Source organism: Gelidibacter gilvus, assembly GCF_004115975.1.
Classification (GTDB): domain Bacteria; phylum Bacteroidota; class Bacteroidia; order Flavobacteriales; family Flavobacteriaceae; genus Gelidibacter; species Gelidibacter gilvus.
Genome location: NZ_SDDZ01000004.1, coordinates 272,477 through 292,478, shown reverse-complemented (window position 1 = coordinate 292,478; position 20,002 = coordinate 272,477). Strand labels below are relative to the sequence as shown.

The 20,002-nt window shown below is 41.6% G+C and carries 12 protein-coding genes; 3 read left to right on the top strand and 9 right to left on the bottom strand.

Annotation, left to right across the window (positions count from 1 at the left end):
• Positions 1 to 171 precede the first annotated feature (171 nt).
• Complete coding sequence (locus tag ESZ48_RS09630; RefSeq protein ID WP_129017201.1) at positions 172 to 990, bottom strand: GIY-YIG nuclease family protein; 819 nt, start codon at positions 988 to 990, stop codon at positions 172 to 174.
• A gap of 654 nt (positions 991 to 1,644) precedes the next feature.
• Here ESZ48_RS09630 and ESZ48_RS09625 point away from each other — a divergent pair.
• Positions 1,645 to 2,394 carry a hypothetical protein gene (locus tag ESZ48_RS09625; RefSeq protein WP_129017200.1) on the top strand — a complete coding sequence of 250 codons (750 nt, stop codon included), beginning with the start codon at positions 1,645 to 1,647 and terminating at the stop codon, positions 2,392 to 2,394.
• 164 nt (positions 2,395 to 2,558) lie between these two features.
• On the opposite strand, the gene ESZ48_RS09620 is transcribed toward ESZ48_RS09625, so the two are convergent.
• The 5 genes from ESZ48_RS09620 to ESZ48_RS09600 all read right to left on the bottom strand — a co-directional run bounded on the left by ESZ48_RS09620 (position 2,559) and on the right by ESZ48_RS09600 (position 10,549).
• Positions 2,559 to 5,432: a type I restriction endonuclease subunit R gene (locus ESZ48_RS09620; RefSeq protein ID WP_129017199.1), complete on the bottom strand. Its 2,874-nt coding sequence runs from the start codon at positions 5,430 to 5,432 to the stop codon at positions 2,559 to 2,561.
• Positions 5,433 to 6,263: 831 nt separating this feature from the next.
• Positions 6,264 to 6,575, bottom strand: a complete 312-nt coding sequence (locus tag ESZ48_RS09615; RefSeq protein ID WP_129017198.1) for a GIY-YIG nuclease family protein — start codon at positions 6,573 to 6,575, stop codon at positions 6,264 to 6,266.
• Between the two features lie 6 nt (positions 6,576 to 6,581).
• Entirely contained in the window at positions 6,582 to 7,835 is a 1,254-nt protein-coding gene (locus tag ESZ48_RS09610; RefSeq protein ID WP_129017197.1) for a restriction endonuclease subunit S, read from the bottom strand.
• A 76-nt stretch (positions 7,836 to 7,911) separates the two neighbouring features.
• On the bottom strand, positions 7,912 to 9,480 hold the full coding sequence (locus ESZ48_RS09605; protein ID WP_129017196.1) for a type I restriction-modification system subunit M: 1,569 nt from the start codon (positions 9,478 to 9,480) through the stop codon (positions 7,912 to 7,914).
• A gap of 391 nt (positions 9,481 to 9,871) precedes the next feature.
• Complete coding sequence (locus ESZ48_RS09600; RefSeq protein WP_129017195.1) at positions 9,872 to 10,549, bottom strand: class I SAM-dependent methyltransferase; 678 nt, start codon at positions 10,547 to 10,549, stop codon at positions 9,872 to 9,874.
• A 426-nt stretch (positions 10,550 to 10,975) separates the two neighbouring features.
• Here ESZ48_RS09600 and ESZ48_RS09595 point away from each other — a divergent pair, with 426 nt between their 5' ends.
• Entirely contained in the window at positions 10,976 to 14,803 is a 3,828-nt protein-coding gene (locus ESZ48_RS09595) for a phosphodiester glycosidase family protein (protein ID WP_129017194.1), read from the top strand.
• 290 nt (positions 14,804 to 15,093) lie between these two features.
• A complete protein-coding gene (locus ESZ48_RS09590) occupies positions 15,094 to 15,906 on the top strand; it encodes an alpha/beta hydrolase (RefSeq protein ID WP_129017193.1) in 813 nt (270 codons plus the stop codon).
• A gap of 386 nt (positions 15,907 to 16,292) precedes the next feature.
• Here the strand turns inward: ESZ48_RS09590 and ESZ48_RS09585 are convergent, their stop codons facing one another.
• The 3 genes from ESZ48_RS09585 to ESZ48_RS09575 form a co-directional block, all read right to left on the bottom strand.
• Positions 16,293 to 16,979 (bottom strand): type 1 glutamine amidotransferase domain-containing protein, encoded by a 687-nt coding sequence (locus ESZ48_RS09585; protein ID WP_223266410.1) that lies wholly within the window; start codon positions 16,977 to 16,979, stop codon positions 16,293 to 16,295.
• A gap of 64 nt (positions 16,980 to 17,043) precedes the next feature.
• Positions 17,044 to 17,625: a DUF421 domain-containing protein gene (locus ESZ48_RS09580; RefSeq protein ID WP_223266409.1), complete on the bottom strand. Its 582-nt coding sequence runs from the start codon at positions 17,623 to 17,625 to the stop codon at positions 17,044 to 17,046.
• Positions 17,626 to 17,946: 321 nt separating this feature from the next.
• A complete protein-coding gene (locus ESZ48_RS09575) occupies positions 17,947 to 19,983 on the bottom strand; it encodes an ATP-dependent helicase (protein WP_129017192.1) in 2,037 nt (678 codons plus the stop codon).
• Between the last annotated feature and the right edge of the window lie 19 nt (positions 19,984 to 20,002).

The window sequence follows — 20,002 nt, the reverse complement described above, 5'->3', positions numbered from 1 at the left end:
TTTAAATACTGGATATTGTTAGGACAATAGAATTCATCGTTGGTGGAAAACACCAACAACGGCGATTCATTGTTCGTGGAAAAGGCCAACAATGGCGATTTAATTTGTTGGTGGAAAACACCAACATAGGCTGGCAGTCACCAACAATAGTAGTTAAACACCAACAAGTGCTTATTTAGTTCCGCGGGCAATGGCCTTGCACTTATTCCTTAAAACCCTGATATTATTGATCACGCCTGGATTTCCAGCAAGGTTTAACAAAGGCAAATGTTCTTTAATTAACTTGGCCTGTACGGCATGTAGATCGGTGGTGGTGGCAATCCAATTAAAAATCAGATGTTCTTCAATCCATTTTATAATTTCTTCCTCATGGTCAGAAGAAAACTTATAATTGTTTTGATTGCTCTTCCCTACGAGTGAGCCTTCCTCTGGTACATAACCAAGAACGGCCCCGATGGTCCGGAAAAACGTACCGTGTCCTTTAGCCCTCAATTCTTCCTCAAAAAAGTTTTTTTGTAAACTTTTGGAAGCTACGCCGATATATAAGATGGTATGATTCCGTTCGGTTAAAACATTTAAAAAGACAGCATCCAATGCTTTCGGATCTTTGATGCGCACGCAATAAAGTCCTGGCGCATCCGGGATGTTCTGCTCACACGCCTCAATGGATTTGAAGTTCTTTTCATTGATCAGCACTTTCATCAGCAAGTTATCATCCAAGCCAATATTCTTTACAGCAATCTGCTTTTGCTTTGGCACCGATTTTTGTGCAACGAGACCCAGGGTAGTTTTTAAACCAATAAGGTTATTCATATTACTAAAAAGATGCGAATTACTTTTTACCCGCGCCGCAACCTGACTACTTTTTATGTCGGAGCCATCTTTTTTACTGTACCAACTATTTGCATTTAAAACGTCCGCAATTTCTGAAACAGTTAAGGATTTCCCTGCTTTTAATAAGGCTTGTTGTATCGCTTCGTGTAATGTCATAATTTAAAACACTTGATTAATTAAAAATTTTGTTAGGATTTGGAACTTTATATATTCAGCTTTGAACTTGTTTTTCGTTGACTGACCCCCGATTACTTGGTCGGTTGATTTTCACTCTAGCAGCAACCTATGCTGCCCGAATTTCTCCATGACATAAGAGCGCCATTTGAATTGTGTCACTCGTAGCATTATAGGATTTATTTCAATATCATTTTTGATTTGAGGAAGTAACGGTTTAGGCTTTACAACCACCCGTGATAATTCCCTTTTCGGAGGTGTAGGTCTTAATACCACCATGGGAGATTTACAAGAATGCAGTGCTTCATTAAAGAGCATGAGTAGTAAAACCGATTTAAAATTAAGCGACATAAAGTTAGCATACAAAATTAGGCAAAATTTTAAACTTTAAATCTAACAATCAAAATCAATTTACAAAAAGAAGGCGGAGGAGGCTATAATTCTAAAGATCAAAGCCTAGCAGATCAGTTCAAAATAACCCCCTAGACCGCTCCCCTTTCCAGTGCGGGTCGAAGCTTAGCCGAGGATGGCATGGAACGAACCGCCGGCTTACCCGAGGTATACCCGAGGTATACACGGGGTATATACGCTATACCTATTGTTTATATGACAGATTTGCAATACATTAGCTCCGCTATGGCAAGACAGACAGGACCCTTTAAAATTTCAGGAACACTCGGGGAGATCAACTTCTTCATCACTAAAGGGGTGGGATACTCCCGAAAAGCCGGTGGCGGGTTTAATGGCTTTGCCATCCGTACCCAAGACAATATGAAGCGGGTGCGCGAGAATGCCAGCGAATTTGGGCATTGCAGTAGGGTTAAAAAACAGTTTCGCTTGGCACTGCTGCCGTTTCTTAATCCCCGTCAAAACAAGACGTTTCATTCGCGGATGATGCAGGTATTCTTACAAATCAAAGCTTTGGATGCTGTTTCTGAGCGCGGCAAACGCCGTGTAAACAGCGGCTTGCAAACGGAGAAGGGCCAGCAGGTGTTACGGCAGTATGAAGTGACTCCTAAAAATCCCGTTTTATATGCCCTCTACAAAACGACAGCTTTTGATTGGCCGTCTCAAACTTTGCGGATTACAAACTTTAATCCGGCGGGTCTTAAAGGGATAAAAACAGCCACCCATCTTGGGGTAACGATGGGAATTTTGGACTTTGACTTTGACAGTCTAGAAAGCACCTTGGCGGTCTCTCCGACTCGGTTTTTGGAAGTTGGCGCGGGACCTTCTTCTTTTGAGTTGGTGCCTGATCTGCTGAGGCCGCCGGCACATACGGGGATTGTCCTTTTGGGCATCCGGTATTATGAGATCATCGCCAATGAGGTATATGGCTTGGAGACTTTACGTGGGCTGCAGATTTTGGAGGTACACGGGCTTTGAGGGTTAATGCTAGTGGAGGATATGTGCCTTTTGAGACGCGGACATTGGTTATGAGATTGCCGCGTTCGTGCCTCCCTCGCAATGACGGATTGTCGAATTGAAGGATTAATGGTTTGATGGATTGACGGATTGACGATGGGCTGAGGTGTACATTGTGAATTATTTTACCCCGTCATCCCATTGATAAATATCTGTACAAACTCACGCATCTTGTCTAAAATACGCTCACCAATTTCTCGTGCTTTCAAAATACTTGGGCGACTGTCTAAACACTTAAAAACCTCATCCCTTAGTGGCTCACGACCAGAAGATGAATAACTTTCTATTAATGCGTTGAACTGTTGTTTGTCAAGTTGTTCTTCTTCACAAAGTTTAGCAAGCGCAAGAATCTTTTGTTCGTGCCAATAGTTCTGAAATTCGTCATCAATAGTATCTGGGTTGTCAATTTTAGGCAGGTTTTCTTCAATAAACTTTTCTATTAGCTCACGTTTGCTTCGCAATTGGATATCACCCGACAGCATGTCCATGATGGCTTTTTTCTGTTGTTGGGTTTCTGAAGGACTGGCTTGTTTAAGTTTTGCCAATAACTGAAGGATATAAGCCACATTGATTTGATCTCGGTGTATCAACTCCAATTCAAAATCGATATCATCAAGGATGGAGGTTTTCTGCTTTTGGCGATCTTGCTTTACTTTTTCGTATAAATCAAGGTACTTGCTTTTATAATCTTCAAACTCTTGCGCCGTCATGTCTAAATCATCCCAATCAAAATCGGTAAAGGATTCGAGGACATTCTTAGCACGCATGAGTTGACGGAAGGCTTGAATAAATGCCGCTTCATCTTCTTCGCTCAATAAATCGTCTACACTCTGATAACTTGGTGTTATTTGCAAGAGGTGCTCTAAAGCTTCATCAAATTTCTTGGCAACAGATTCATAAGGTGGTAATATAATTTCTTCAATGGCTTCCTTATTTGAAAACAAAGTAATCGCTTCATCCGTTGATTTTTTCAAGTTTCTAAAGCAAAGGATATTGCCCTGCGACTTTCTCTCGCCTAAAATCCTATTTGTTCTCGAAAATGCCTGAATCAATCCATGATACTTTAAATTCTTATCCACATAGAGCGTATTCACTTTTTTGGCATCAAAACCTGTCAACATCATATTTACGACAAACACAATGTCTAAGCGGTCTTTTTCATCATTGAATGAGATTTTCTCCCGATCTTTTAAACGCTTGCTAATGTCCTTAAAATAGTTCTCAAACTGCTGACTATCCTTGGTCGAGAAACTTGTATTGTACATGCCATTGTAATCACTGATATAGGATTCCAGTTTATCTCTGGTGTGTTTGGACCCATAACTTGCATCAGGTTCTTCAGTGCCGTAATAATCATCATCTGGCATAAAGTCCTTCGCGTTTTCATTGTCTTCATTTGTGCCATAGGTAAAGATGGTGGCAATTCGTAAATCGTGTTCACCTGCTTCCTTCTTACGTTTAAAAATATCGTAATAACTAATAAGTGTATCAATATTATTGACAGCAAACAGTGCCGAATATTCCTTGTTAAATGTCTTTTGATTGTGATAGGCAATCATATAATCGGCTATCTTCTCTAAACGGCGCGGGTCAGCAAATACTTCGGCTTTGTCGATATCTTCGACTTCAATATCCATAAAGGTATTGCCTTTTTGTTTGTATTTTCCAATGTATTCAATCCCAAAACGCAAGACGTTTTGGTCTCTAATGGCATCGGTAATTACGTATTTGTGCAAGCATTTCCCAAAAAGGTCTTTGGTCGTGCGTTTGCCCAACTCGTTTTTAGCGGCATTGTCTGCAAATATCGGTGTGCCTGTAAAGCCAAAGAGTTGTGCGTTTTGAAAGTATTCTGTAATTCTTTTATGGGTATCGCCAAATTGCGAACGGTGGCACTCATCAAATACAAAGACCACTTTTTTATCTTGAAGGTGTTTCAGCTTCTGTTCGTAATGGTTTTTAGAAATGGCATTATTAAGTTTTTGAATGGTGGTCAAAACCAACTTGGTATCATCTGCCAATTGCTTTACCAATTCATTGGTATTGCCCGTAACATCCACACTTCCTTTTTTAAAACTGTTGAACTCATTCATGGTTTGGTAGTCCAAATCTTTACGATCAACTACAAATACCACTTTATGTACATTGGGCAAATCCATAATGATTTGGCTTGCCTTAAACGAGGTCAAGGTTTTACCAGAACCTGTGGTATGCCAGATATAGGCATTATCATTGGTAGTTGCCACCTGCTGCACCAACTGTTCTACGGCATAATATTGATACGGTCGCAAGACCATCATAATTTTGTGGGTTTCGCTACGCACGATATAATGCGAGAGCATTTTTCCAAATTGATTGGTGTTTAAAAACGCAGCTGTAAACTCGGTGAGGTCTGTTACATTTTTGTTGTGCACATCAGCCCAATAGAAGGTTTGTTTGACCGATTGCATTTTGTTATTTGCCAAATATTTGGTGTTCACGCCATTGCTGATGACAAACAATTGCACATACTGAAACAGTCCATAATTACTCCAAAACGATTGGTGCTGATAGCGGTTAATTTGATTAAAAGCTTCCTTTATTTCCAAACCTCTTCGCTTCAATTCTATCTGCATCACAGGAATCCCGTTTGCCAAAATCGTCACATCATAACGGTTTTTATACGTGCCCTCTTGTGCAATTTGATTGGTTACTTGATAGTTGTTCCTACCCCACTGCTCCTTATCAAAAAAGCGCACATAAAAAATATCACCATTATCCTTGACCAGTAAAAAGCGATCGCGTAGCATCTCTGCTTTTTCAAAGACTGTTCCCTTAGCCAAATGGTTGAGGATGTTGTCAAACTCTTTATCCGTAAAGCTGGTGTTATTAAAACGCTCTAACTGACTTTTAAGATTGCTCAACAAGTGTTCACCATCTGGGATTGTGACACGCTCATACCCCAACCCAGCGAGTTGTTGGATGAGGTTGTGCTCTAATATGGCTTCGGGTTGTGTGGACATTATCTATGACACGTTTACGTTATAAATCTTGATTAATATATTATTTACTTATTGTTCATTTGTAATTATTATTGCATTTTCCACCTCTTTTATAAAATTTTGGTTCAATTAAATCAAATGCAGAGGCTCTTCTTCCCTGTAAAATATCGAAGTCCTTCTTAGTTTTCGTCAATGCGAGACTTCTTAGTTTTCGTCATTGCGATACCCCATAGTTGTCGTCATTGCGATAACTCATCGTTTTCTCCATTGCGATACCTCTTAGCATTCCTCATTGCGACCCCTTAGTTTTCGTCAATGCGCGACCTCTTGCTTTTCGTCATTGCGATACCCCATAGTTGTCGTCATTGCGAGGAGCACATCCAAAAACTTCATGTCATCACGACAGCAGCAAGCGACGAAGCAATCTTTATATATAAACGACGGAGCAAGGTTTTATAAATCACTTCTTCGCATTTATGGCTTTGTCCTGATCTATGCTTTGTTAGGTTCATTCATGAGATTGCTCATTACTTAATGATTATTAACTTTTACATTTTGCTTCGTTGGCTTTATGGATTTATCCTATATTTCTGTTTTGTTAGGTTCATTTATGAGATTGCTCATTACTTAATGATTATTAACTTTTACATTTTGTTTCGTTGGCTTTATGGCTTTGTCCTGATCTTTGTTTTGTTAGGTTCATTCATGAGATTGCTTCGTCGCATTTTAATTCTTTTATAACTTTCATGCTTTGGCTTTGCTCCTCGCAATGACCTTACTACAGGCTCCTCGCAATGACGTACTATTTGGGCTCCTCGCAATGACACTTACTACAGGCTACTCCCAATGATATTACTGACCATTTCCATATTCTATTTTCACCTCGTCATACAAATCTCTCCACTCGGGGTTTAACCTGTTTATCAATACTATTTTATCCGCTCTACTGCCACCTTTCAATTGTTTCTCTCTGCCAATGGCATCACCAATCATCTGAAAAACTTCATAATATACCAATTTATCTAAATTGTATCGCGCCGTAAAACAATTCTTGTTCAACTTCATCTTGTGTTGTCCAACACGTTCCACAATATCAGAAGATACACCAACATATAAAGTGGTATTGTTTTTATTGGTCAATATATAAATGAAGCCTGGTTTCATTATTAATTAAACAAACATCTGCTGCAACAACCCTTTTTTAAACGCTTGCGTTTTGTCTATTTGTTGCGTGATGGTTTCTATTTTGCTTTCAATCGATGATAAGTAATTGGCGAATTTTTTTTGTTCTTTAACTCCAGGAAAAGGCACTTTAAACTTTTTCAAGTCACTTCCATTTATTGAATTGATTGTAGCTCCAAGATTTTTATGCACTTCTTTATTATATTCCTCTGAACCAAAATAATGAAATAAAAAGTTATTGTATTTACTTCTATAAATTGTCATAAAAGCACCAAAGGCAATTCCTTCAGAATTTTCATCAATTATGGCATTTTTGCCTATTAATCTTTTGCTTCCATTTCGGACACATATTAATACATCCTCTTTTTGAACGGGATTGAAATTATCGACCTTTACGTAAACATTATCATGAAAGGATAATTTACGATCCTGAACATTTGAAGACCTCAAAACTAAAACTCCATTTTCTGCATCAACTATGTCATTTGGACTATACGTTAAACCTGAAACTACTTTACCTAAATCTCCCAATCGTTTTACTTCCCAACCCCCATAATTCTTCCCATCATCATCCTTAAACCTCAACTTTTGAGAAAACAACTGTTGCATCACGCCCTTTTTGTACTGCTCTAACAGGTTTTTTTTGGTGTTGAGTTGTTGGAGTTTGCAGTCTATGGCGGTTAGGAAGGTGGCAATTTTTTGTTGTTCGGGGAGTTGGGGAAATGTTATTTTAATCTCCTTAATAATTCCACCACTTAAATTTTGTTGCCCGCCTTCATTGCTTAATTCTCTTATTTCATCATAACGTCCTGCCAAATTTTGAAATAAATAATCCTTATTTATGTTGTTTTTCACCATAATGGCTGCACAGGCTTGGTTAGTCGTAGCCTCCATTCCCAACTTTGCTACTTTTCCTCTTGTTTTTCCCTGACCGTACATTGCCATTAAAATTGTTCCAATAGGAAAAAGTTTTGCAGAGGACTTTTTTAAAGCTTCCTCAGTTATTTTCTCTTCAGATTCATAAATTGTATTAAAATCTATTAAGGAAGTTGTTACCCAATAAATATTTCCATTCCAAAAAATTGGGGTATTTCTACTTGGTGTACCACCAGAACTAATTTTAGAAACTTCTCCTAAAGTTTTCTTTTCCCAATCACCATCAAATTCCTTAAAACGTAATTTAGGTTTTAAAGAAACAGATTGCTTCGTGGTGATAGTACTTAATGATTTAGGTTCATTCATGAGATTGCTTCGTCGCTTGATGATTTAGTTTTAATTTTCGTGTTTTAGCTTTGCTCCTTGCAATGACGTCTTATTTTTAAAAAGGAGTATCGATTCCTAATTGTTTGCAAAAATCAGCGATGATGGCATCGGTGTCTTTTATGTTATGCTCCAGGGCTTGTAATTCTTGTGACACAGCTTGCAAATCCACAGGCTCTTCTTCTTCAAACGTATCTACATAGCGTGGAATGTTAAGGTTATAATCGTTTTCACGTACCTCATCCAAAATTGCTACATAACTGTATTTGTCTTTGGTTTCTCGGTTTTTGTAGGTATTTATGATTTGCTCTATATGTTCTTCCAACAAAACGTTTTGAGTTTTTACTTTTTCAAAGTGTTGGCTGGCATCAATAAACAAGATGTTGTCTTTGTGGGTGCGTTGTTTTTTCATTACCAAAATACAGGTTGGGATGCTTGTTCCATAAAACACATTGGCAGGTAAGCCAATCACTGCATCGAGATAGTTGCGGTCTTCAATGAGGTATTGACGTATGTGCCCTTCGGCACCACCACGAAACAGCACACCATGTGGTAAGACGCATGCCATCGTGCCATTGTCAGCCAAATGATGCACCATGTGCTGTACAAAGGCAAAATCGGCTTTGCTCTTGGGTGCCATTTTTCCATAGGCAGAAAAACGCTCGTCATTGATAATATTGTCCGGCTTCCAAACGGCTGAAAAAGGCGGATTTGCTACAATCGCCTCAAAGCGCATGTCCAGATGTTTTGGACTTGGATTGACCAGGGTGTCTTCGTTATAGATATCAAAACGTTTGTAATGCACCTCATGCATGATCATGTTCATGCGGCATAAGTTATAAGTGGTTGGATTGCTCTCTTGTCCAAAAAACTCACCAACTTCATTGACTTCCTTTGCCACACGCAACAACAACGAACCCGAACCACAGGTTGGGTCGTACACGTTTTTGAGTTTGGTTTTGTCCACCGTGACCAGTTTTGCTAAGATTTTAGATACTTGCTGCGGCGTATAAAACTCGCCTGCCTTTTTACCAGCACCTGAAGCAAATTGACCAATCAAGTATTCGTAGGCGTCGCCAAGTAAATCGCTATCAGAATTCTCCAATTCAAAATTGATCCCATCTAAATGGGAAAGGACTTTTACGATAAGTTCATTTTTGGCGTTTTCGGTCTTACCGAGTTTGCTACTCGTTAAGTCCAAATCTTCAAACAGGTTACCAAAGTCTTCTTCACTTTCGCTACCCATGGTACTTTGCTCAATGTTGGTCAAGACTTTAGAAAGGTCGTCCAAGATGAATTTGTTTTTTCCGCCGGCATTGCCACGGCGCGCCAATTCGCTAAAGAGTTCGTCTGGATGTAGAAAGTAGCCCAACTTCTCTAATGAAAAGTCTTTGATATTATTGAGCAAGAGGTCCTCTTGTTTGTGGCCCGATACTTCGTGATAGGTTAATCCGTCTGGCTCTAAGATCTCGTTGGCATAGAGTTCCATCTTACGGCTCAAATATTTATAAAAGATAAAGCCTAATATATAATCTCTGAAATCATCGGCATCCATATTGCCACGTAGGTCATTGGCGATATTCCAGAGGGTTTGTTTGAGTAGTTGTTGTTTTTGGTCTTCGGACATTTAGGTGTATAATATAGATATGTGATTTGTTAAAATGAAAAAATCTGATAGAATTAGTACTACTGTAATATTAATTGACTTGGTTATTAAACTTCTAAAGATAGAAAGTTTTTTAACGAGACATTATATCCAGCGATGTATTAGGGGTGTTTCTTGAATTTCACGGTTGGTATAATTCCTTTGATTCATAATGAAATATGATCATATTTAGTTAGTTAAGCACTATAACCGATAGGGCAATTATAGCATTTTAATCATGTTATTAGGAACGCTCAAGATATAAAGATTTTCAACATTTTTCACATCTCAAGTTACTTGGTCTGAAAATTCAGAGAACGTACGTAGAACTATTTGGTAGAGGGTAGAAGATAGACCATTTCAAAATAGATTTTTAAAACACCGTATAAAGCGTCGTCACAATTACGCCTTTTCCCTCCTTTAATGTCACAGAAGTTAATGGTTGTGCCGATTTCATCTTAAAATGAAATGGTGCGGCCAGAAGGTCGACCCCACTTCCTTTTTTCAGTCGCGTGCCTTGCCCTGAAATAATATCGGTATTGGGAATGAAGTGGCCTTCGGGCAGATGTTCGGTCAAAAGCACATATTTAAAATTGCTTAACTTTGGCAGAATACTTTGTATTTCAGCATTGGAGAGGTGTTGCAGCACCTGTCTGACGATAGCCAAATCGCCAGCAGGCAAATGGTCTACCGCGAGATCCAAACAGTGAAACTCTAAATGTTCTGCTGTAAATTTTTCTTTGTTGTGCGCGATCAGGTCGGGGACGATATCTACGGCGCTATACTTTTTGGTATGTGCTACCAATTCCTTTCCGACATTAAAATCGCCACAACCTAAATCGCAAACCACCAACGGGGTTTTAAAAGACTTTAAAAACGCTTTTACCGCTTTTAAATAAGGTGCCACAATTTCGGGTTGGTGCGAGCCTTCCCCTGAATAAAAATCAGCAGGGTTGGTTCCCCAAAGTTTCATGGCATACACCTGTTCCATAGCCCTTTTAGTCGGCCACGGCTTTTTTATGCTTGACGTTGGACTGTCTTTCTTATTCATATCTACGCTTTCTGCTGTGTGCACTATTAAAAAAACAAACCTACAGTTTATCTGTCATTACCTTTGTCATCACACAAGTGAATCGTGTCCTAAAATACTATTTAAAACCGTGATGGTTGTCCTAAACTTTTGATCGGCAACCTCCAGGCATTTAAACTACATCAAATTTACATCGCTTCGCTTTGCTTTCCGAAGCTTTTTTCGTTCACACTCAGTGCCACTTTAATTCAATTGTCATTAAAAGTATGATAATTAGCAGCTCTAGCAAATTAGGAGTAAGTAGAAAAAGACCCTATCTTTATGGGCAATAAAATCTACAATATGATGGCGTTAAATCTGCCAAACCATCAATTAAATCATGACATCGTTGAAAACCCGAAAACCGATTTTAATCGCTCACGGATATAAAAACACCTGTCTAAAATCATGTACAAACAAACCGCTATGCACCAAACAAATGCCTTCCCTCAGTTAATGAACGCTTCAAAACTCATGGTGATTCTTCTGAGCTTTTTTTGGAGTGGTCTGCTCCAAGCTCAAGAGATTCACCTGAACTGGAAACCACGTCAAGATCTGAATACCGAACTACCAGCTTCCATAAAACTATTTGATACTTACAGCCAGCTTCCGGACGGCGCTCCACTTCGGGCCATGTACGCAGAAATCGATCTGCGTGACACCAATTTAAAATTTCGTTCTATTGGCAGTGATGCCATTAGAGAGACCACGACTGAAACCTATCAGAACAACAATGCCATCTTGGCGATCAATGGCGGGTATTTTGCCAGTGACCATTCGGTGAGCCTGATCATTGAAGACGGCGCAGTCGTTTCAAAAGGAAGTCATAAAACACCCAGAGGCGCTTTTGGCATCGCCAATGGGAAACCTGAGGTCACCTGGACCCTACCAGCGCCCAATGGGAATTTCGCACTTCAACTTAACGATCTCAAGCAAAAAGGAGCGGGAACGCCATGGTTGGCCTCCCAAGCCATTGGTGGCGGTCCTGTCTTAGTGAAAAATGGTGAAATCCTGTTGGATGCCAGTGCAGAAGGTTTTGGCACGGGCCATGCCATCCGTCACCCCCGATCGGCTATTGGGTATAAGGACGAACACACGCTCGTGTTCCTGGTGGTGGATGGCCGACAGGAAGCCAGTGCAGGCGCCACGCTTCAGGAACTGGCGCAAATCATGCACCAATTGGGCGCGGTAGCAGCGGTCAATTTGGATGGCGGCGGATCTTCGGCGCTGATTGCAGCCAACGAGGTAGTGAACGTGCCGGCTAATGTGGACGGCGGCGATCGGAATACCCTACGAAAAAATGCGGGAGCGCTCATCATCTCAGAAAAAGTGGCTTCGAAAAAAGAACAGCCGATTTATTTCGACACTGAGGATGGATCTTATTCCGAAATCGGTATTTGGAAAGACAGCAAGTTGTTTAATTATTATGGAAAATCGGCGTCACGAGTGGCCATCGCCAATCCGATGAATAAAGCCTATTACCGTTTTAACGGCATCCGTCCGCAAGCCTATCAATTGGGTGCTTGGTTCATTCCGGATACTCAGGAAAACTCAACCGATGTACAGTATATCCTGCACCGTTCGGGTAAAACCGACACCTTAAACGTGGACCAATCCCATCTTGAGAATTTAGGAAAATGGACCGTTTTGGGCGAATTTCAATTACAGCCAGAGGATTTTCTGGAGATTAGAAGTACCAGCGGCAATCAATTTATCAGTGATGCGATTCGCTTGTTACCAAGTGCCGAAATCCCAGAAGTAGGAAAACGTGGCGATATGCGGATTGCGGTGATTTCCGACCTGAATTCTGGATTGGGTGCCATCAATTACGAATGGCAAGTGGACAGCATTGTGCAGCGCATTCCGCGGATTTGGAAACCCGATTTGGTGATTTCCGGTGGCGATTTGGTGGCTGGCATGGGCGTTTCCGATCCTGAGCACCTGCAAAAAATGTGGGATGTCTTTTCTGCCCATATTGTGGAGCCGCTCAACCGCAACGGGATTCCTTTTGCCTTTACCTTGGGCAACCACGACGGGCCGCGCTCTTATAAAATAGAACACGATTTTACCAGAACCTATTGGAATGAAAGTGCCAACAAACCCGATCTGAATTTTGTGGACGACAGCCATTTTCCTAACTATTATTCGTTTGTGCAAGACGATATTTTCTTTGTGTCCTGGGAAGCTTCGTCTTCGGTGATTACGGAAGAAAATCTAAAATGGATGGACGAACAATTTCAACTCCCCGTGGCAAAAAATGCCAGGTTTCGTTTTGTTATGGGCCATATGCCGCTGTATAGTGTGGCGCAGGAACGCGATTCGAAGGGCGATGTCCTGGAACATCCCGAGAAATTGCGCGCGCTTCTGGAGCGTTATAAGGTCCACACCTATGTGAGTGGACACCAGCATGCGTTTTATCCCGGAAAGCGCGGCAAATTACAGTTGCTCAATACGGGAGCGGCGGGCTCTGGACCGCGTTCATGGCTCAGCCAGGAGTGGCCACCCACCAATACGATTACCATTATGGACCTGTTTTACGACAGTGGGGACATCCTTTATACGACCTATGAGATCAAGGAGAAAAAAGCGTCCGATATGAAGGTTTTTGATATCCACAAGTTGCCATCGGCGATGTTTGGGGTGAATGGCCATCAGCTGCGCAGTGATCGTGAGAAATTCAAAGACGGAAAAGGCAGCTTTAATGCGTTTGACCAGGGGGCAAATACTGGTGATTTTACGGCAAGCATCGTGGGTGACGAGTTAAAGATTTCGGGGAATTTTGCACTTCCTACACCCGCTAAAGACCGCGATATCACGGTAGGGCTTTTTTCAGGCCGAAACAGTGAAACAGGAAAACTGATTCAGGAATTGAAAAAGGGAAAGATCAAGAATGGAATAGGAGAATTTTCGGGTACTTTAAATGTGACGGACGAATTGGAAGACCTACTTGCCATTGGTGCCGTTTACATCAAGGTGGCCACAAAAAATGACAGTCTGCGAGGGCAACTCTATCCGTCGCATAACACACCGCCTCAACCCCCGACCATCACCTCCCACCTTCCCAAGAACACGTATGGAGTGAGAAATCTTAAGGTCTTAAACACCTTATCATGGACGCCAGCCACAGATGTGGATGGCGATTTTGTGACCTATACGTATCAAATAGCTTCGGATCCTGAGTTTTCGAAGGTGATCTTTCAACAGGAAACCGGCCGGAGTTCCACATTAAAATTTGAGGAACGGGATTGGTTCCTCCTACTTAAGGATTTAAAAGTTGGCGACACTCAAACTTTTTACCATCGAGTTTTGGCGACAGATGGCAGTCATTTGGTAAGTTCTGAACGTCTCGAATTAAATCTGCTGAAATCGGATGAAGCCTTAACGGATCTGGCTGAGGTGAATCCGCCGAATTTTAAATTTAAAGGGAAAATTGAAGCCTCAGGCGGCGGTTATGGCGCGCTCTGGGACGATGAGCATAAGATTTGGTTAGCCGATTATAGTCGTGGCTTGATCATTAAGAACGCTGACGGTCTAAATGCCGCATTTTCACCCTTGACTTCCGTAGAGATTGAGGGCAAAACCTATCCGTTGCGCCCGGTCAATGGCATTGGAAAAGATTTGGACGGAAATATTTTGGCAGGCATCAACCGTCACCTCATTAAAATAGACGCCAAAACCGGGAAGGGTATTGCCGTATGGGAAGTTCCACAAGGCAATAGGGCCATTACGAGTCCGCGTGCCGCTCGAGACGGTACTATTTTCGCCATGTCTTTATTCGGCAATGATGGCAATTTTATTTTAAAACAAAACGGCAGTGGTTTTGATCTCCTGAAAACCATTTCCTTGGAAGACCGTATCCTCTCCAGAACGTTCAATATGAGTGCGGACGGACGGACTTTGTATTTCCCCGATCCGGGAACTGCAATCACCCAAGTGTATCATAGCGATGATGGCGAGAGCTATAAATTGGCCGCACCCATCCGGAGTTTGAATGCAGGTTCCAGTGCGTTACAGGTACAAGATCATGCGCTTTATTTTGCGGTGCGATCGAGTGGGATTTCCCCGTCCTCCTTCCATTATCGCAATAGTGAAAAGAAAGAAATGTGGACCTTGGAATTGCCAGAAGTTCAAGGTGCAGAACCTCGTGGGATTGGCGTTTCTCCGGACGGAAAATCGCTGATATTTTGTAGTTTTGATCAAGGGGGTGGGTATTATTTGTATGAGTTGGTGGAATGAGGAGGAATTACGTATTAAGAGGCAAGAGACTAGAGTCTAGAAGCTAGAGGCAAGAGGCAAGAGTCAAGAGGCAAGACCGTAGAACCTAGAACCAAGAGCCAGGATGGACAGAAACTTGTGAAGAGGAATAGAGAAAAGACCGCTTTGATACAAGGATCAAGAATCTAAAATCTAGATCATGGAATTTGGAATTTGGAATTTGACCTTTTGAACTTTGAAACGTGAAACCTGCCTGCCCGTCCGAACCTTTTGCGAAGTCGGGAAACCTTAAACAAAAAATAACGACTATCATGAAACAAAAATTAATATTTCTTTTTTTAGTTATTTCGAGTCTCGTAGGAAATGCTGCGCAGATTGATACGCTGCAAGTTTGGAGTGCTTCGATGAAGAAATCCATTCCGAATCTGGTGATTGTTCCTGATGCTTATGATGGGCAAGAAAACAACTTTCCGGTGCTGTATTTGCTTCATGGGGCTGGGGGCGACTATACCAATTGGGTGGCAAAGGTCCCAGATTTAAAGCGCTATGCGGATGCCTATAATATGATCATTGTTTGCCCCGATGGTGGGGTCACGAGTTGGTATTTTGACAGTCCAATAGACGACAACATGCGTTATGAAACCTATCTGTCCAAAGAGCTGATTGCCAGTATAGACCAAACCTATCGAACCTTAGCGGAGAAATCTGGGAGGGCAATTACCGGATTGAGCATGGGCGGTCACGGTGCTTTTTATTTGGCTTTTAAACATCAGGATATTTGGGGTGCTGCCGGCAGTATGAGTGGCGGAGTCGATATCCACCCTTTTCCAAACAATTGGGATTTAGCGAAACGGTTGGGAAACTATTCTGAACATCCACAGAATTGGGAAACGCACACCGTCATCAATCTGGTGTATAAACTGAAAGGCGACAGTCTGAAACTTATCTTTGATTGTGGCCTTAGCGATTTCTTTTACGATGCGAACAAGCGCTTGCATGAGAAATTGGTGGAGCGTAATATTCCCCACGATTATATTGAACGTCCCGGGAATCACAATTGGGAGTACTGGACCAATGCAATACAATACCAACTCCTATTTTTTGATACTTATTTTAAAGGGTGAGACTTGGTAAAAGGAACCGAGGTCATTTTTATATCGTGCTATAATTATTTATGGAACAGCGTGAACAACCGCATTACAAATTGACAGATTCTAGTTTTAAGTATCGGCTAAATAAAAATAAAGCGCCGTCATGGCGAACACCCGATGGGCAAAAAATAGAGGGATGCCACCCCAATCCGTAGGTTATGCTCTCCGATACGGGTGTTTTGATGACGTGTTACAACAGTCTTGAAAGCCAGACAGGTTCCTTAAATTGATGCCCTGAAGCCGTACTCCATACAGCACTTAAAAATGTCATGCAAAATACCGTCACTAACCACATCACGATATATAATAAGAAGTACGTACTATAAAATTTTGATCACTGGCCACCAACCTGAGTGTTTTTAATGTTTCTCCAATAGCGCGATTAAGGCCTTCGCGGTGGGACCTGCGGACAATGGATTTTGTCCGGTGATGAGCAAGCCATCCGTTTCAACATGCGACATAAATGGCACTACCGCCTTATGGTATTCGGCACCCATTTCCTTTAATTTATCTTCCAAGGTATACGGAATGGTTGAGGCTCTTAAGGCCAATTTTTCCTCAGCATTAGAAAATCCAGTGACTTTTTTTCCGCGTAGAAGCGAGGGTTCAAGCTGTCCTGCCTTTAATAGCGCGGCTGGACCATGACAGACGGCGGCAACCGGCTTGTTTTGCGAAAGAAGCTCCACAATCAAGCGGCCACTGTTCTCATCTGTTGCCAAATCGAACATAGGGCCATGACCTCCAGGGTAGAAAACCGCATCGAAATCGCTGGCCTCCATATCCTCCAGTAAAAGGGTGTGTTTTAAGGCGTGTTTTGCGAAATCATCGTCCTGAAATCTGCGGTTGGATCCGGTTATGTTTTTGGTCAATTGACTCATGGGATCTATGGGCGGATGGCCTCCTTTTGGACTGGCCACCACCACGGTATAATTCGAGTCGATAAATTCGTAATAAGGATCGGTAAACTCACCGATCCACAAGCCTGTTGTACTGTCCGTATTGAGTAAGGCTTCGTGTGACGTCAATACCATTAAAATCTTTTTCATAATCTAGTGTTCGTGTAAGTAACCATTTTATATCTACCGGTGACTTTGTAAGGACATGGATTCGTTAGCGTTGGACATCCTTTAAAAGCCAGTCGTCAATGTCGTCCGCACTATCCTTATGTAATACTATCAGATCTCCCGTGGTTTCAAAGACCACCGCTTTAATGTCAGATAATTTAATCACGTTAGCTTCTCTCAACTTAGAACGGATGTCCCCTTCTGTAACCCTCACTGACCTCATATTCTCCCTCAATAAATTTTCGCCATCCATTAATAAGGTCGGCTGATTATCGGTCAATTTTCTAAACCAGGGGTAACGTCTTAAAAACGCCGCTATTAATTGCAGTAGATACACTATTAATAGGCCTACTGCACCTTCTAAAAAACTGACGCTGTCTGATAAAATAGTCGTAGCAATCATGGATCCCACCGCGACGGTCATGGCAAAGTCAAAACTGGACATTTTAGAGAAACTGCGTTTCCCAAAGATCCGAGTGTATAAAATAACTACGATATAAATGAAAAACGTGGAAAAAAGGATCAGGAAAAATGTTTTTTTGTTTAAATCAAAGAGTGCGTTAAGAGCCTCCGTAAGGGGATGCGCTTCCAACATTCCGGTCCACATCAATAGCGATTTATTTAACATATCAATTTCAGATTAAACATTATAAAATAAAAATCCATCCCAATAAAAATTCAGCAGCTTCTTGATTTGTAAAACAAGAAAGCAGTATAAAATTAGGATGAAAAACGCCAAATCGTTAATTCATAAGGGATAAAGTTGGACGGAATAAAAAGAACTTTGGAAAGTTTCTTTGATTACAGGACCTTGATCTCGTCGGTTAAAATCTGGTCCTCCTCTATTGCCAAACGGAAATTGGGATAGGTATTGCCAATTAAGCGCCATTATTAAGCCGCTGAGCACGATGGACCATAAGCCACCGTGCTCTATAAATTGTAGACGGCCTTACGAAAAATCCATGCCAAAGGAGAGGTCCAGATCATTTGGCTTCGAAATATCGCGCGGTTTTCCGAGAGTGTACGGGTTGACCAATTGCTCGGTAAGATGTTTTGGAAGTTCTTCCAGAAAATAGTTGGAGCTAAAGCCGGCCGCATTGGTTTTATGAACGGTACTGATCGAATTGGTATCCCGCGTGATCAATAATTCATTTTTCGCCCTAGTTAAAGCCACATATAGGACGCGCCGATCTTCTTCTATTTTTTCCTCACTGCCCAAATTCCAAGCGCTTGGATAGACTTTTGGCGACACATTCAAGACATAGCACACCTCCGCTTCCAAGCCTTTGGCAGAATGGACCGTGGAAATAATCACGTGATCCTTGATTTCCGAAGTGCTTAATTGGGAACCTTCCAGAACGGGCTCTCCATTTAATTGTTTTGCATTTTCTAGGATTCCTTCAGAAATGAGCTGTCCGATGGACGCGTAATTATCTCCCAGCATTTCCAGAACCGGAAAATCTGATTTACGCTTCTCTTCCCAATCCTTACGATATTTAAAAGCAAGGGATTTTTCCATTCTGGAATAGGCTTCCTGCAGCGCAACCTTCACATTTCCGGAATTTAAATAAATGGTATTATAAATATCACTTATGGTTTCCCCTTCCACGCCGCCTATGACATCCGCCAGGTTTTGGGCACACTGCAAAGGATTATCGTAACTGACCAGCTTGGCGATGTATTTGCCCGCTTTCACCTCGCCTATGCCATCCCAGAACGTCAAAAATCGCATCCAGCCAATTTCATCGAGATGGTTATTGACCACGCGTAGTGCGGCAATTACATCCTTAATATGAGCGGCCTCCATAAATTTCCTGCCTCCATAAGTCACATAAGGTATTTTCTTCTGTATAAAAACGGCCTGTAGTGGTTTAGTATAGTAAGACGATTTTGAGAGGATCAAATGATCTGTGAATTGCTTGTTCTTCTCTGTAAAATTTTCAAGGATATGTTCCGCAATAAAATTGGCTTCCTCCCATTGACTGCCTACATTAATGAGCTTGGGAAGTTGCCCTTGGCCACGGGCAGCTACCAATTGTTTGTTATAATCCAATGGCGATTGGTCAATCAGCCAGTTGGAAAGGTCCAAAATCTCTTGGGTAGATCGGTAATTTTTATCCAAAATCATGACTTCTGAGTCAGGAACGCGGGACTTGAACAAATGCACATTTTTAAAATCGGCACCTCGAAAGGAATAGATGGATTGGGCGTCATCGCCCACACAATAAAACTTGGCAATTTGTAAAAACGGCTCCAACAGGAACCATTGCAAAGGGTTGGTATCCTGAAATTCGTCAATCAATAAATGCTTGATCTGCTCGCTCAAAATTTCCCGAGCTTGCGCATCATTTCGTAACCGATTGGCCACAATCAATAACAAATCGTCATAATCAATATAGCGTCCTTCTCCTTTTTTGGTTTGATAGGCCTTTAGCAAGACTTCGATTTTAGGTCGGATGATGTCAATTTCATCCGTGGTCTCATCATCCACTCTGCCTTTATACACCAGTTCGCGGATGGCATGGGAAAGATTTTGACGCGTGTTCCGACCGTAGGAATAGATATCGATCAGCTGTTGTGGCTTAATCCGGATGCCTTTATATTCTATAATTTGATCGCCGCAGACCATTTTCATGACACTCAATTGATCATCGGGATCAATGACGGTGTAGCCTGATGCTCCAAATAGATTAGGATACCGCACCAGCAATTGGTTGCACCAGGAATGAAAGGTGGACCCGTTCAAACTTTGCGCCTGATTGGAGGACAGTGAAGCTTTGACGCGTTCCACAATTTCATTGGCCGACCGCTTGGTAAAGGTAAGAATCTGAATTTTATCCGGAGGTACGCCTTGTTCAATAAGATAGGCGGCGCGGCCTACGATACATCGGGTCTTTCCAGTGCCGGCACCAGCCAGAACCAACAAATGTTGACCCTCAAATTCGACTGCTTTTTTCTGTTTTTCGTTTAGATTATGGTTTTCCAAAATGCCATTTTTGTAAAGA

Excerpts from the sequence above, each read along its gene's own strand:
- ESZ48_RS09615 (WP_129017198.1), bottom strand. The coding sequence starts at position 6,575 with ATGAAACCAGGCTTCATTTATATATTGACCAATAAAAACAATACCACT.
- ESZ48_RS09580 (WP_223266409.1), bottom strand. The coding sequence starts at position 17,625 with ATGTTAAATAAATCGCTATTGATGTGGACCGGAATGTTGGAAGCGCAT.
- ESZ48_RS09600 (WP_129017195.1), bottom strand. The coding sequence starts at position 10,549 with ATGAATAAGAAAGACAGTCCAACGTCAAGCATAAAAAAGCCGTGGCCG.
- ESZ48_RS09630 (WP_129017201.1), bottom strand. The coding sequence starts at position 990 with ATGACATTACACGAAGCGATACAACAAGCCTTATTAAAAGCAGGGAAA.
- ESZ48_RS09620 (WP_129017199.1), bottom strand. The coding sequence starts at position 5,432 with ATGTCCACACAACCCGAAGCCATATTAGAGCACAACCTCATCCAACAA.
- ESZ48_RS09610 (WP_129017197.1), bottom strand. The coding sequence starts at position 7,835 with ATGAATGAACCTAAATCATTAAGTACTATCACCACGAAGCAATCTGTT.
- ESZ48_RS09585 (WP_223266410.1), bottom strand. The coding sequence starts at position 16,979 with ATGAAAAAGATTTTAATGGTATTGACGTCACACGAAGCCTTACTCAAT.
- ESZ48_RS09595 (WP_129017194.1), top strand. The coding sequence starts at position 10,976 with ATGTACAAACAAACCGCTATGCACCAAACAAATGCCTTCCCTCAGTTA.
- ESZ48_RS09605 (WP_129017196.1), bottom strand. The coding sequence starts at position 9,480 with ATGTCCGAAGACCAAAAACAACAACTACTCAAACAAACCCTCTGGAAT.
- ESZ48_RS09590 (WP_129017193.1), top strand. The coding sequence starts at position 15,094 with ATGAAACAAAAATTAATATTTCTTTTTTTAGTTATTTCGAGTCTCGTA.
- ESZ48_RS09625 (WP_129017200.1), top strand. The coding sequence starts at position 1,645 with ATGGCAAGACAGACAGGACCCTTTAAAATTTCAGGAACACTCGGGGAG.